This window comes from Vibrio hepatarius, assembly GCF_018860525.1.
Classification (GTDB): domain Bacteria; phylum Pseudomonadota; class Gammaproteobacteria; order Enterobacterales; family Vibrionaceae; genus Vibrio; species Vibrio hepatarius_B.
In genome coordinates this window covers 25,049-38,765 of record NZ_JAHKPM010000045.1, presented here as the reverse complement: position 1 = coordinate 38,765, position 13,717 = coordinate 25,049, and the positions used below count along the sequence as shown (strand labels likewise).

Here is a 13,717-nt window from a genome sequence, read left to right as displayed (position 1 = left end):
GATGTCGAAGCACTGATCGATTATATCCCCATGTACCGCAATACATCCGAGAGCGAGCTGCTTAAGTGGCCGCAAGATGTTGCGGTGCGTCGTTATCACCTCATCTTAGAGAAGCTTGGGGTCAATAAAGATGTCTGAAAAAATCAGCATAGTGCTCGATACGGTCGTAAAGGGCGCTGAAGATATACTCTCTACCACCTCTGCGACTGAGCGCTTAACCGCTGCTATTGCCGAGCAACGCAATGAAATCAAGCAGGTTAATAGTGATTTAAAGAGAGTCGAGGGCTATCAAGCCGCGATCAAATCGATAACGCGAACTCGCGAGCAGTACAAACGAGCGGCAGACGATGTGGCTCGCCTTTCTCAAGAGCAGGAAGAGCATAAACAGCACACTCGTGGGCTATCTGTTGAGTACAAGAAGACAGAAAAGCAGATCCAGTCCCTCAATAATGAGCTAAAGAAAGTCTCTGGCGATGGCGCGATTAAGATTCAGAACGAATTGGATTCTGCCACTAATCGCCTTAATTCACTCAACCACAAAATGGCTGAGGGGAAGGTTCGTACCTCTGAGCTTAATCAAACTTATAAGAACGCGACCAAACGAGTAACCAAGCTAAGTGATAAGCAGGTTAGCCAAACAGATACTTTACGTCGTCTTGGTGGTGAGCTGAAAAAAGCGGGTGTTGATACCAAAAAGCTTACTACTGAACAATCAAGATTAGAGAAGCAATCCAAAGAAGCGACTGCAGCTATTGCAAAGCAGAATGAGCACTTGCAAAGGCGCAAAGCGATCACCGATAGGATTGATAGCCGTAAAGCCAAGCTTAGCCAGATCGGTGGTGAGGCAACGAGTTTAGCGTTCAAGGCTGCACCGATAGGTGCCAGTGTTTGGTCTGCGGTTAAGAATGAGTCACTGTTCGCTGATATGAAAAAAGTGATAAATGCAGACCCAGAAGACGCGGCGCGGTTACGATCAATAAACTCATTAGATGATTGGTCTCTGAGAGTTGCTGCATCGGAACAAGGTGGTGGTCTGAGCAATTCAGAAATAAAAGCCATGATGACAGCCACATTTCAAAGTGGCGTGCAAGATATCGAGCAGGCAAAAAAAATAACGTTAGACACCATAAAAATGGGTGTAGCTCTAGACCTTGAAGGTGGGGAGGCTGGTGAAAAGTTGGCTGCTGTAGGCAGTTCATCGGGTTGGACTCATGATGAGTCCATGGAAGCGATCGCAATGGCAAACACGCTTTCTAATAATTTTAATGCTAAAGGTCGCGATATAGTTGATGTTATTGCTGCTCAAGGCTCAATGCTAAAGATGGCTGGTTTTGACAAAGCAGAAGGTGAAGCGCTTACAACTGCAATTTTAGCTACAGGAGCACAAAAAGATGTTGCTAAAACAGCGGTAAAGAACATATCTGGACGTTTAACTACTGGCTCTGCTGCTACCTCTTCACAACGTGAAGGTTTAGCCAAAATAGGCTATTCCCCGGAAGAGTTAGCAAAAATGATGCAAGAGGATGCGTCTGGGACTCTGATGGAGGTTCTTAACTCAATTGGTCAGCTTGATTCTGCCGAGCAAGGAGCAACAGTTAGTCAAATATTTGGTGAGGAAGTTAAAGGGGCAGCGTCTTCGTTGATCAAAAATACTGATTTGTTCAAGAAGGCTTTGGCTACAGCAAGATTATCTCCCGAAGATCACATGCGTGGTTTTGAAGAAGAATTTCAAACTCGCATAAGTTCTACTGAAAATAACACTGATAAATTTTTGAATAGCTTAAACAGGCTGAGCGTAGTATTTGGTGATGCGTTGCTGCCGACTTTCAATAATGTTCTTGATACCGCAACAGTCGCTACAAATTGGTTAGGAGATTTCGCCAAAGCTAATGAGAAGGTTACTACCGCCATTGCTCTTGGCACCGCGGGGTTCATCACCTTTAAAGGTGCAATGCTCGCGGCAAAGGCAGCCTCATTAGTGTTCGGCAACTCTATTGATAAAGGCAAACTGTTCCGTAATGGACTTGAGCGTGAGACAAAGGCTAATGGTAAGGCCGCTGCGTTTGCGACTAAGCAGATCCGCAAAATGAATGCTGCTATGTATGACGTTGGTTCTCGCGGTCGTTCAGGAAGCCTTGGTAGCGAAGCGCGTAAGCGTTCAAAACGGGGGCGAAGGGCGCGCACACGTTCAAAAGGTTTGTTGGGCAAAGCGATTAATTTGGGCTCATCTGTATTTACTGGCAACCGCGGAGCAATCCCTCTCTCTATGGCTGGCGGCGGTTTAGCCATGATGCCTATGGTGGCCGGTGCGCAAGATGCGATTGATATTGGTGGTGTTCTTGCCGAAGGCGCAGGAAAGTTTGGGCTGAGCAAGTTGCTAAGGCCACTGTCTATGGCGATCTCTGCAGGCAATATTGCGAGTGCTCTAGCAGGTGGTGATACCAAAGGGGCCATTGAAGAAGGAGGTGGATTGTTAGGTGGCTTAGGTGGAGCTGCAGCAGGAGCGGCCTTGGGTACGGCCATATTTCCCGGTGTAGGCACTTTGGTTGGTGGGTTAGCGGGCTCGTTAGCCGGTGACTTTTTCGGAGGTTCAATAGCTGGCTGGATTGGTGACGGCCTTACACCGGGTTCACCAAACAAACTGATGCCCCCTGAGGAAGTAGAAGCTCGCTTAGCTGAGAACCGTAAAAAGGAAGCCGCAGCAAAAGCGGTTCCTCCAGTAAAAATTAATGCACCTATTCAAATACATGCCGCACCCGGTATGGATGCAGAGCAGATCGCTATGGAAGTAAAGCGCCAACTAGAAGAATCACTTCAAGTACCTGGCCTTACCGTTGAAGAGGCGTTATCCGTTTCATACATCGATACCTAATCATATAAATCCATTGGAGGTCTTATGTACCACTTAGTTGTCGGTGATGAGGTGTTCTCTGTTCAAGACCGAACGCCTATTTCTCGCTTAGCTCGTACCGATTACGGCTCTTACTCCGAAACCGCATTGATTGACGATGCCGATTCAGAACCGACCGGATCGGCGCTCAGTAAACTTGCTCTATCTGCTACATGGACACGGCCAAAAGCAGCCGATGCCGTAAATCGTATTCGCAAGTTGCTGAATGAGCCGCAGCAAGTGAGTGATGGAGACGGCTACAACCTTGGCCGTTGGACTATCTCATCTATCGAGGAGGTGAAAACCAGTTTGGTCCATAACGGTAAGGCGATGAAAACCGAAGTTAGCATTCAGTTCTTGGAGAAACGCGGTGCAAGTACCAGCTAAAGCGGGTGAGCTAATCACCGATCTGCTACTTAAAAAAGTTGGCTCGGACAGCGATGAGGTAGAGGCGGAGTTCTATCGCCTTAACCCTCACGTTCGGGTTGATATCTTTCCACATGATTGCGTAGTGACGTTACCAAAAAATGTCACCAGTTCGCGCAAACAATCAGTAACAAGGAGTTGGAACTAATGCTCAAACTTGTCGGCAAACATTCAGAGATGATCATAGCAAGTTTAAAAAACTGGTCACTCACAGACGGTAACGGAACAGAAGGGGATAGCTTGACGCTGTCCCTTTTTTCTGAGGGGATTACAGGTATTCCACCAAAAGGTGAAAAGTATAAGGTCTACCTTGGTGATGTGTTCCGTGATGAGTTTCAGATCAGTAATCGCAAGGCCAAACTAAGCCCAAAAGAAGTGTCTTTAGTGCTGTCTGTGGCCCCGTTTAACAAAATTGACAACGATGGTTTCCGCGCTAAGAAATCTAGCAGTTGGCATGACGCACCATTGGCAAAGATCATGCAGAATGTGTTGTTGCCACACGGCTATTCGGTTTTTGTCCATCCAAAATTACAAAATATCAAAATCGACATTGGTCGAACGGATGAAGGGGTCTCGGCTTTTTTGAATCGTTTAGCGAAAAAGTTCGATGCAGTCGCTAAGCCTATTGGTTCAATGTACGTGATGGCCCCAAAAGGGGAGGTAAACAGTGCAAGCGGAAAGGCAATAGAAACGATTACGCTGTCACTTCCTTCAGGCAACAATCCTAAGCTACCCAATTTTGTGAATGTAGAGATCGATCTTGATGGCCGTGAAGATTTTGATGGTGTTCGAGCATTCTACCTTTCTACTGATGATGGTAAGCGGATTTCGGTTGAAACAGGTAGTGCCCCTTTTAAAGAACTTGGTAAAGACTTTGATACCAAGAAGGAAGCTGAGCAGGCCTGCTTAACAGAGCTAAGGCGTATCTTACGAGAAGGCCGAAAGGTCAACATTACCGCACCTGCCAACGCCGCTGCGTTTGCTGAAGGTATTGTTGTTCTGGATGAAACATTCGAAAAGCTCTATCAGGGCACTTGCTCAATAGATTCAGTTCAGTTCAACGGCCAAGGCAAACAGGCCAGAACCATGACAATTCAAGCGACATTAACGGGGGTATAATGGGTATTCGTTTAAATTCTAATGCGTTAATGGCTCAAACAGTGAAGTGTAAAACCTCAGATGCCAAAATCCGGCAGTATGCCAAAGTGCCTGGTATAAGGCAGTTGAAAGATGAACGGTATTCCTTGTACTTGCGTTATTCCAAAGATCGGAGCAAAGGCTCTTGGGTGTATATGGAATATCGAGGGGGAAAGCAAAAAGGTCATACTATCGGCAAATATCCCAATCTATCTTCTGTGCATGTGTTCGATGTGCTTAATGTGTATGTCGCAGATCTTGCAACGGGCAAACGTTCAGTTTTTAATGAGTTTGACACTGTAGGTGAGCTACTTCAGTGGTATTTGGACTATGAGATGAAAGCTCAAATCTTAGATCGTGCTAGATTACTTGCTATTAAGTCGATGTGTGAGAAGCACTTAATCTACAACCTAGAAGGAGTAAAGATTGCAGACTTTGACCATCGAGTGATGGAAAAGCGTTTGATGAAGGTATTGCGGGAGTCTCACTACTCACCCAGTTACATGCGTACTTTGTTTCAAACAGTGAAAGTAGCATTCAATAAGGCGAAGCAGCTCCGGTTCTTGGGTTCAAATCCGCTTAGTGATATGAAGTTTACCGATTTCGTCAAAGCCAAAGTTGAAGTTAAAGGGTGCAAACTTCGTCCGGGTGATACGCCTTGGGCGGTTGAGTCTTTTCAATCATCCGATCCCTTTGGTCGAATGCTATGTTTAATGATGTTGGCCCATGGTACTCGGATTGGTGAAACGCGGCAGGTAAAGTGGAGGCACATCTGCTTTGCGACAAAGCGTTGGACTATTCCCAAGCAATACACAAAAACGAAAAAAGAGATAGTCTACCCGCTAACGGATGAAATGGTAGCTTTGCTAAGAGCGTTTAAAGATTGGCAGTTGGCGAACTACTACAAGGGCAATAATGTTTTTCCTCTGACAAAAAGAGATAAACAGGCCATACATTCGACTAAGGCAAGCGAAATGGTTCGTGAAATCAGTAAAGGGCAATGGAGCGCCCATGATTTACGTAAACTAGCACGTACCGTTTGGGCCGATCTTGGGGTGGATTATATAGTCGCTGAAACGTTGCTCAATCATGCTAAGGGTAAGTTAGATCAAGCTTACATTCACACGCACATGGAACTTCAGAAACTATCGGCGCTTAAAACGTACCATTCGTGGCTAAAAAATTGCTGGCGAAGCTGTTTTAGGGCTGATTTTCAATAAACATTTCATTCTAAATTGATCATTCAGATCAACGATTAAACTCAATTTCAATTCTTAATTACAGGGGGTAAGCCTGTCATGTCGTTTTTATACCCAAATGCACCAATAAACGAGGCCCTTATAACCGCTGCGCGCAATTGTCCTCATCAGGTGGTACGAGTGAAGCCAACCAAAACTCAGCTTAAAGTTCTTGATGCGATCAAAAAGGGGGAAAGTGTGACAGCATCACAAATTTCAGGCCGATGTGATTTATCACCCAGCTTTACTAGTACGCAGCTAAAAGGGCTGGTTGAAAAAGGCTATCTCTTAAGGAGAAGAGATAGCCGATCGTTTGGAGGGGTGGAATTTAGTTATTGTCTATTAAGTTGAGTTCTAGACGGCCCGCTTCCTTATCGATATCAAAACCAAGGCGCTTATAAAAGTTATGAACTTTGTTGTTAATTCCAGGAGTGCAATACCCATACATTTTCAAAAAACCATTTTTTTTAGCTAACTTGATTGCGTGTGACAAAACTGCTGTTCCTAAGCCATTAGAGCGACCTTCTTCGTCATAAATATATAGGTCTGCAATGTAGAGTACTTTATCTTGTACTTCGATATTCAGGTATAGGAGACTTTTGGGGTGATCCGTGAGAGATAGAGTAAAGTCCCAAAACGGCTCCATATAACCTGCTTCCAACACATAGCATTGTTCATGCACTTCTAATCTATTTTTTGAACTGGTGACCATAATTGTCTGATTTATAGGGTTTTAGGTTCTTTCTAGCCCTTCAGGATAGCAAACGAGGGTGACCCTCGTGAAATAAAAATTTATCAGGTTCCTAAGTCGCCACCACCAAGGTGCGGTATGTTGAACTATATGGTTTTTTAAGGCTCAGCGTGATGCGTAACGCTATGCTTGTAATGTTTAATTTCATGAGCTAACTTAGATTTGCCCCATTCTGCGCTACGAGCCGGAGTTTGAATAAAGGTCATCGGGTAGATTTGATATAGAAAAACTCATGGGTAACAAGAAGCAAGACTTGACCCTATTATATTCGAATACGTTGTTTAACGTGTTTCTAAGCTATTGAATAGTCGATAACTAAATGGAAGTTCTTCAGTGATAACGTGCCTTGAATAGGAAGCAATGTGTGTTTACACGGCTTGCACCTGAAAAATCGGATTTATACTGTATTATATGCTTATTTTTCAGTTGGTTAAGCAATGAGTTTGGGATATGCTGAAAGTGTGAATTCGTGCCTGCACGATATTAAAATGTTAGGTGCCCTTCGGGTTTTCACAATTAAGGAGTAAATGTGACAGATCAAATAATAAAAGTCCCTAGGGCGGCAGACAAATCCATCATTGGATGTTTCAAAGAGCTGGCGAAACATACTAATAACAACCAGATAAATATTTCAACACTTGGATTTAACTCTATTGGTAGTGTTGATCTAAATGGTGAAACTCCGGAAGTATTTGATCTCCTAATAAAAAAGAACTCAGCTATCATCGAAACAGTATCAATGAACCAGCCAGGACTAAATATATCTTTTCATCGAGGTGGAAATTATCAGTCACAAAATAAGTCTGGGATATTTGATGAAATTGTACTTCGTCAAAACAATAGTGCCACTATGGACTTTGAAACAGCGATCGAAATCGTTACTACGATTAACCGAAAGCTAAAGGCGTTCGATCCTAAAAGGTCCTCATCTGGTACTACCGATGAACAAGCGCAATTCAACGCAATACATATTTCAAATATTGAGAGGCTGGAAGCTCTCAATGAGAACCTAGTAAAGAGTACTCATGACTACAGAATTCAGTTAGATCGAGAATTCGGCGAAAAAGTAGATAAATCTGAAGAGGCCGCTGAAGAAAAACGAAAACAGATTGAGGCTGAGTATCTTGCTAAAGAAGAGGCGTTAAAAGAAGAAGTTGACGAGCTAGAGAAAAAGAGAAAAGAGTTAGATGACAGTAGCAACACTCATGCTCGAAGAGAAATTCGTAGAGACATCCTCAAGGAAATCAAAGCAAGACAAACCAAGTTTAGCCTTACCGAGGGTACAAATAAGCTTAGAACACCAATTGCTATAGCTATGCTTGGCCTTATAGTAATTTTCGTTGCGTTAGGTTCCGTTTCAGTTAAAGAGTTTTACGATGTTCTTCAAGGTGATGACATAAACAAAATAATCATAGCGGGAATAAAACAGGCAATTTATTCCGCTGGCGCGATTGGTTCGGTTATTTTTATGATTCGTTGGATGAATCGTTGGTTCGAGATACACTCGCAGTCTGAATTTGAACTTAAACACTTTGAGCTTGATATGGAGCGAGCAAGTTGGCTAGTTGAGACAAGCTTGGAGTGGAAAGATGCAAAAGGCACTGCTATACCGCCTGAGTTGCTGGAGAGCTTGTCGAACAACCTATTCTCTAAAGAAAAAGAAAAGATAGATCCACTGAATCACCCAGCAGATCAACTGGCATCAGCCTTAATGGGTAGTGCGTCTACAGTAAAATTAAAAGCGGGTGACTCATCGATTGAAATAGATCCTAAAAAACTAGCAAAATCAAAACCAAGTAATGCCAGCACCTAAGAAGTTGCTGCACGCGGAAAAATTACTCGCTTCGCTTCCAATTTTCCAGTGAGCAAGGCGTTATATTTTTAGAGGATTAAATGGAATTTCCAACAGATCAGTTATACAAATTTGCATCATTTAATGAGAACTCATTGTCTGCATTAGCTGACCAAAGCGTTTGGTTCTCAGACGTAGACTCACTTAATGACCCCTTCGAACTATCTTTCGAATATGTAGTTTCGGAAAAGGAAGAGGAGAATATTGCGAAATTCAAAGAGATTGGAGCTAAAGAAATAGAGCATTCTCTGTCAAAATCAACAACCCAAGCTAAGCAAATGGCTGAAGATATTTATGACAAAAATCGTGATCTATTCGTTAAAAAAATGTACGAAGCGATAGAGTTGATTCAGAGCCAACAAGAGAAAACACTTGGAAAACTGAATATATTTTCAACTTCATTGGACATTCCCGAAGAGCCTGAGCATTACAAGAATATGTTAATGTGGGCTCATTATGCTGTAAGTTTTACTGGATTCTGCTTGCAGTTCTCAGCGACAAAGTTACTGGATTCATTTAGAAGTCATAACTCAGAGAGTAAAATTGGACACTGCAAAGTTGATTATTCTGATGTTACTCATAAAGTAAATCCATTTACCTATATGAATAACACTGACGAGTCGTATTTTGCTCCAGTGCAGTTTAAGCATTTGCAATGGAAATATGAGGGTGAGTTCAGGTTCATAAGCAGTGTACGCGGTCTTCATAAGTACTCACCAGATGCTCTAGAGCGCATCTATCTCGGATGCAAAATGCCTGAGAGTAAGCAAAAAGTTATTCTCGCGATTGCAAAAGAGTACTTCCCACATGTTGAAGTTTATAAAACATCTATTGATAAAACCTGTTATGAGATCGTCGCAGAAAAAATATAACAAATAAGGATTAAGCGTTGCGCAGCCAACGTTAAATCCCGAGTGTTGAACAAGCCAGAAGCCATTTTATTAAGTAAATTATTCGATGATGATCGAGGGGCATTGCGCCTTGAACTGGTCTATTCACGCATGGCACCAAGTTAGTGACTTTCCATACCTGTAGTTATTCATGAATTGCTAATTTAGCAAAACCACTGACACAGAATTGTCCAAAAGTCATAATCAGAACCCACTCTGGTTATGTTAACGCGCACAACCTCTACCCATATTTACTCTTTAAGACTAAGTGCAAAGAGTTACTTTGAGCGTTTCAGTAGTCAAAATGACTATTTCGTTGGTTAATGCATCAAAATGCTTTATTAGGTATGATAACTAGCTGAAACTATTGGTATCATCGCTTTTATTTTTTCTATAAGAGAATTCATATGCGGTATAAATCTTTCCCATATACCCCTGAAGAAAGGCAAGAAACCACAAGAGAAAGAGCGGCACGTCACCGGCAACAGCGCAGGGAAGAATTAACCTTTACAGAGAAGGATGAGAAACGTTGGGCTGAGAACCGTGAACGGGTTATTGCTGAGCGCGAGAAGGCAGCACGAGTTTTTGAACTTGGCTGGTTGCAGGCACCAACCACGCAACCTCAAGAGGCTTTATGGGCAAGTTTGTTTACTGCTGAAACTAAAGAAGATCAAAAACAGTATATCAAAAGCTGTAACTCACACCTTAACGAGCCTGTTCGAGAGGGTGAGATTGTGCTTCTTCCTACAACAGAGCCCAAAACACCAGAAGATAAGAAGCTCTTTGATGAATGGCTTGAGCAAGCCAAGATTGCGAGTAAGGAATTAGGCAAGCTACTCGATGAGGAAGTCGATACTCTAAACCGGCACTTTGAGTTGTTCTCGCATCAACTCGACGAACGAATTCGGACTGATGGTTTACCTACGGACTACTATGCACAGGTCTCTACAGGTGTTGGGACTACATCGGCACTTGTTGAGCAGAATCTGAAAAACATCCAAGGCGTGCTTTTAGAAATAAATGATTTGTACGCTGCTCAAGTAGCGATGGCAAGCAGAACAGGCGGGGTCAACTACGGAACCTTTGTTTCTGAACGTGCGGGCCTATTTAAAAAGCTTGATGGCTCATTTGCCATGCTGTCTAAACGTAGCGTTAAACTCCCAATTTATGCGCAAATCAAGCGCAATCTAAAGTTGTCCACCAAATCGGTAATTCACAACGCGGATGAAATTCTAAAGACAGGTTTTGTGAAAGATTTAGGTAAGCGTATCGGCAATATTTCTATTGGCATTTCAGCTGCGAGAGGATTGGGATACATAGGCTTAATGGTCGGTGCGGTCAGTGGAATAGATAACATCTACGAAGCCTGTAAGGTAGATGGTCAAGGGGATTGTGGTAAGACAACGACTCGTGAAGTTATTGGCTTTATTGGTGGAATTGTAGGAGGTGCGCAAGGTGGAACTGTTGGTGCAGGGGTAGCTGTCTCATCTGTCACTGGTTTTGCTGTAATTATTGGCGTAACCGCTTCTGCTCCTGTACTTGCTGTTGCTGCAATTGCAGGAACAGTTGTTGGTGGTGCTGTCGGTGGTGTGGCTGGTTCGACCGCTGGTAAATGGGGGGCTGATGTTATTTATGAAAAGGTTGAAGACGTTTGGGGAAATGAATAGATGTTAGATTGGTTGATAGCTGTTTTCGGTGTTATTGCTATTGTCTGGTGCTTTCCATCAGTGCTTGTATTGCCTGTAATCTCGTTAGGTAGCTTTAAACACATTATTTTCATAGATAAACAGTTAGCTAAAGATTTGAATAAGTATTACGACGATAAAGGTTATATGCGACCGAAGTATCAAGCATCTTGGGATGTAGGGAGTCGGTTTACTAATTATTGTATTGCTTATCCTTTTATTAGGCATCGTGAAAAAACGAATTCTAAAAAATTTAAGGCTTTTATGTGGTGGAATGCTTTGGGCTTTTGGAGTTGGATAATGGTTTTTTTTCTAGCATTTCTTGAGAGAGGATTAGGTCTTTCATTTTGATTTGATTTTTAACTCAAATCAAAGTTAGTTGTTTAAGGTAGTGCAAGTTTTTGGCTTGCGCTAGCTCTCCACAATTCAATTTGCAATACTTGTTATTATTCATAACTTGCTAAATTAGCAAAATCACTGACAAGGTTCGAATTGTCCAAAGTCTACATTGGTATTTTATCTACCGAGGTTTTAGTATGGCTACAAATCTATATTGTATCAGCAACTGGTTCAGTTACTTTTTGGTCGAGGCCAACTCACCACTCGAAGCAATTGCAAAAGAATATTCTCGCGAATATCGCTATCTTGATAATGAATCACTTTCTGATGATACAGTGGTAAGCGTTATGTGCTGTGAGTACAAAGGCTATGTTGAAACATGTTTAGAGCAATTAGCTTTTGATGCAGACAGAGTTCTTTGGATGGATGCTTATCCTGAAACGTTGCGCTTTCAATCTTATAAAACAGGTGAAGCAAATGTTATTTCTTGAGTGCTTTACCGATTGATATCAGAAACTGTAAATGTTTTTCTTGTGCATCTCTCGGCAATAGTTTAGCCGCACTTTCTACTTGTCCTGTCTTTGAATAACTACCAGTTTGAACCGTTACCGCTAAATCTAGCAAAGTGATATCCAAAGCTTTCATGTACAGCTCCATGTGGGCAATGGTCATCGAAGTTTTACCCGTCTCAAACCTTTGAAGGGTTCTTAATTTAATTCCAGTTTTCTCTGATAACTCTTGCTGAGTTATCTCGGCTTGTTCTCTATAACGGCGTAAAACAGCCACAATGGATGATATCACTCTAGTGCTTCTCGTCAAATGTGGCGTTGTGTATCAGTAGATAAGCCATATATGGCGTACAACTTATAAAACATGAACGTAACCCAGTAAATTAATTTTAAAACGAATTATTCTTCCATTCGTAAAATCTCTCTAATAGTATTAATAATATCAATTACTTACTAACTAGAGCTATTCTTACAATTAGGATAATTATTATTAAAATTAGTACCTAACAATATTATTTTAGTCAGTAATAAGAAAGAAAAGCTAGGATGTACAAAAATGATCAACAGAGTAGTAGTTAATTTGGACGATATTGAATTAGGGCTTGGACACTTGAGCACTATGGCTTCAGAGTTACATGATCAGTCGACGGAGTGCGGCTATCATGATATCGCTGCGAGGGCAGAGCGTATTGCTTATTTAGCCTGGGTGCTCTCAAAATTGAGTAAATTTACGTAGTTTGTGGGCGCTCTTAGAGAGCCATTTTTTATGAAGAAAACAAGCTGAATTTAGTATTGGAAAAATACTGTATAACGACACCATATCTACACCCATAAAAAGAAGGAGTACTAAATCCAACTAGGAAAAGCTTACTAGATAAGAGCTGCAAGATAGGTGTGATATTTTTGTGGCCCTATAAACGGTGAAACCCCGATGTTGGTAGCATCGGGGTATTAACGGTAGTTTGTGGGGAAATTGATAAAACTTACTGAAAACATGTGTCCTATTTGCGTCTGTATGTTCTGGATTTTGATTTTAAATTATTTTAAATCAGTAACTTAAGTATTTGGTTTCATAATCGAAGAAGAAGAATGTGGGTTGTTCTTTTTTGCTCATGTTTTATTGCTCTATTTATGATTCTTCACCGCATCTATTGTATATCAGTTGATTAGTTAAGGCCGCTGTTTTCTGGCGTGAGGTTGTATTTTTTAGTTAAGGGATACGACTAGTGATGGATTTCCAATAATTGTAATTTTGATACCTAGATATGTGGCAGAAAGGCACTTCCAGGGGCAGCGAGTTTAAGTGGTATTACTATTTAAATTTCTCGACGATCAACTGGTACTCTGGGGTTTTCTTAAAGGCATCTAGGGCAGTTTGCATTTTGTTTACAACTGAAATAGGGGTGGTTTTATTTACTGCGAAGTAGTTATCATTGAATTTGAATTTATATACTGGTTCTATTAACGTCGTTGATATATTAAGTTCTTCTAACAGAGTTTTAGCGCCTGTCCAGTTTGTTGCCCACAAATCGATACGCCCTTTGATAAGTTGCTCAGCAAGTAGCTCTGGGTCGTGTGAGCGTATGATGTTTTCGTTAGGGATTTCTAACTTCTCGACACGTTTTTCTAAGCTATCTCCCCTGATTACACCGATGCGATATTTCATTAAATCCTTACTTGAAACAATGTTAATGTTACTTGTTTTTCTGGCAATGAGGAAAGAAGGCGTACCTTCTGATATAGGGCCTACCCATAAAAATAAATTCTCTCGTTCAGGTTTTCGCGATGTGGCAAATAGAACTCGACCTCTTCTCTTTAGTGTGGCCTTATAAGCTCTAGCCCAAGGTAATACGAAGATATCTTCTCGGCTGAGCCCCGACTTGGCATGTTTGGCGGTACCTAATAAAACTTCAACAGACAGCCCTGTTAAATTCCCATTAGCATCGATATAGTTTAGGGGAGGGTATTCTTCGGTCATAAACTTGAGTTCTCCCCACGGG

The 13,717-nt window shown here is 41.9% G+C and carries 15 protein-coding genes; 12 read left to right on the top strand and 3 right to left on the bottom strand.

Going from position 1 to position 13,717, the window contains the following annotated elements; all coding sequences use genetic code 11:
* Nucleotides 1–130 precede the first annotated feature (130 nt).
* From KO511_RS13365 to KO511_RS13340, 6 genes are all read left to right on the top strand, one after another.
* Entirely contained in the window at nucleotides 131–2,872 is a 2,742-nt protein-coding gene (locus KO511_RS13365) for a phage tail tape measure protein (protein ID WP_215987912.1), read from the top strand.
* Nucleotides 2,873–2,896: 24 nt separating this feature from the next.
* Nucleotides 2,897–3,277: a phage tail protein gene (locus tag KO511_RS13360; protein WP_215987911.1), complete on the top strand. Its 381-nt coding sequence runs from the start codon at nucleotides 2,897–2,899 to the stop codon at nucleotides 3,275–3,277.
* Nucleotides 3,261–3,464, top strand: coding sequence for a hypothetical protein (locus KO511_RS13355; RefSeq protein ID WP_215987910.1), 204 nt, complete (start codon nucleotides 3,261–3,263; stop codon nucleotides 3,462–3,464). Before KO511_RS13360 ends, KO511_RS13355 begins: the two co-directional genes overlap by 17 nt.
* Nucleotides 3,464–4,435 (top strand): hypothetical protein, encoded by a 972-nt coding sequence (locus KO511_RS13350; RefSeq protein ID WP_215987909.1) that lies wholly within the window; start codon nucleotides 3,464–3,466, stop codon nucleotides 4,433–4,435. Before KO511_RS13355 ends, KO511_RS13350 begins: the two co-directional genes overlap by 1 nt.
* Entirely contained in the window at nucleotides 4,435–5,673 is a 1,239-nt protein-coding gene (locus tag KO511_RS13345) for a site-specific integrase (RefSeq protein WP_215987908.1), read from the top strand. The genes KO511_RS13350 and KO511_RS13345 overlap by 1 nt, the downstream gene beginning before the upstream one ends.
* A gap of 159 nt (nucleotides 5,674–5,832) precedes the next feature.
* Nucleotides 5,833–6,042 carry a MarR family winged helix-turn-helix transcriptional regulator gene (locus KO511_RS13340; RefSeq protein WP_354668164.1) on the top strand — a complete coding sequence of 70 codons (210 nt, stop codon included), beginning with the start codon at nucleotides 5,833–5,835 and terminating at the stop codon, nucleotides 6,040–6,042.
* On the opposite strand, the gene KO511_RS13335 is transcribed toward KO511_RS13340, so the two are convergent.
* Nucleotides 6,020–6,403 (bottom strand): GNAT family N-acetyltransferase, encoded by a 384-nt coding sequence (locus KO511_RS13335; RefSeq protein ID WP_215987906.1) that lies wholly within the window; start codon nucleotides 6,401–6,403, stop codon nucleotides 6,020–6,022. The two genes, KO511_RS13340 and KO511_RS13335, sit on opposite strands and share 23 nt — an antisense overlap.
* Before the next feature lie 568 nt (nucleotides 6,404–6,971).
* Here KO511_RS13335 and KO511_RS13330 point away from each other — a divergent pair.
* The 5 genes from KO511_RS13330 to KO511_RS13310 all read left to right on the top strand — a co-directional run bounded on the left by KO511_RS13330 (nucleotide 6,972) and on the right by KO511_RS13310 (nucleotide 11,699).
* Complete coding sequence (locus KO511_RS13330; protein ID WP_215987905.1) at nucleotides 6,972–8,255, top strand: hypothetical protein; 1,284 nt, start codon at nucleotides 6,972–6,974, stop codon at nucleotides 8,253–8,255.
* 80 nt (nucleotides 8,256–8,335) lie between these two features.
* The gene (locus KO511_RS13325) at nucleotides 8,336–9,166 is read left to right on the top strand and encodes a DUF2971 domain-containing protein (protein ID WP_215987904.1); all 831 of its coding nucleotides are present in this window, start codon (nucleotides 8,336–8,338) and stop codon (nucleotides 9,164–9,166) included.
* 425 nt (nucleotides 9,167–9,591) lie between these two features.
* Nucleotides 9,592–10,851 (top strand): hypothetical protein, encoded by a 1,260-nt coding sequence (locus KO511_RS13320; protein ID WP_215987903.1) that lies wholly within the window; start codon nucleotides 9,592–9,594, stop codon nucleotides 10,849–10,851.
* On the top strand, nucleotides 10,852–11,220 hold the full coding sequence (locus tag KO511_RS13315; RefSeq protein WP_215987902.1) for a hypothetical protein: 369 nt from the start codon (nucleotides 10,852–10,854) through the stop codon (nucleotides 11,218–11,220).
* A 185-nt stretch (nucleotides 11,221–11,405) separates the two neighbouring features.
* Nucleotides 11,406–11,699 (top strand): hypothetical protein, encoded by a 294-nt coding sequence (locus tag KO511_RS13310; RefSeq protein ID WP_215987901.1) that lies wholly within the window; start codon nucleotides 11,406–11,408, stop codon nucleotides 11,697–11,699.
* Here KO511_RS13310 and KO511_RS13305 read toward each other — a convergent pair.
* Nucleotides 11,689–12,009, bottom strand: coding sequence for a helix-turn-helix domain-containing protein (locus tag KO511_RS13305; RefSeq protein ID WP_215987900.1), 321 nt, complete (start codon nucleotides 12,007–12,009; stop codon nucleotides 11,689–11,691). The genes KO511_RS13310 and KO511_RS13305 overlap by 11 nt on opposite strands.
* Nucleotides 12,010–12,273: 264 nt before the next feature.
* On the opposite strand from KO511_RS13305, the gene KO511_RS13300 reads away from it, so the two are divergent.
* The gene (locus KO511_RS13300) at nucleotides 12,274–12,453 is read left to right on the top strand and encodes a hypothetical protein (RefSeq protein WP_215987899.1); all 180 of its coding nucleotides are present in this window, start codon (nucleotides 12,274–12,276) and stop codon (nucleotides 12,451–12,453) included.
* 576 nt (nucleotides 12,454–13,029) lie between these two features.
* On the opposite strand, the gene KO511_RS13295 is transcribed toward KO511_RS13300, so the two are convergent.
* Nucleotides 13,030–13,695 (bottom strand): substrate-binding periplasmic protein, encoded by a 666-nt coding sequence (locus tag KO511_RS13295; protein WP_215987898.1) that lies wholly within the window; start codon nucleotides 13,693–13,695, stop codon nucleotides 13,030–13,032.
* Nucleotides 13,696–13,717: the final 22 nt, after the last annotated feature.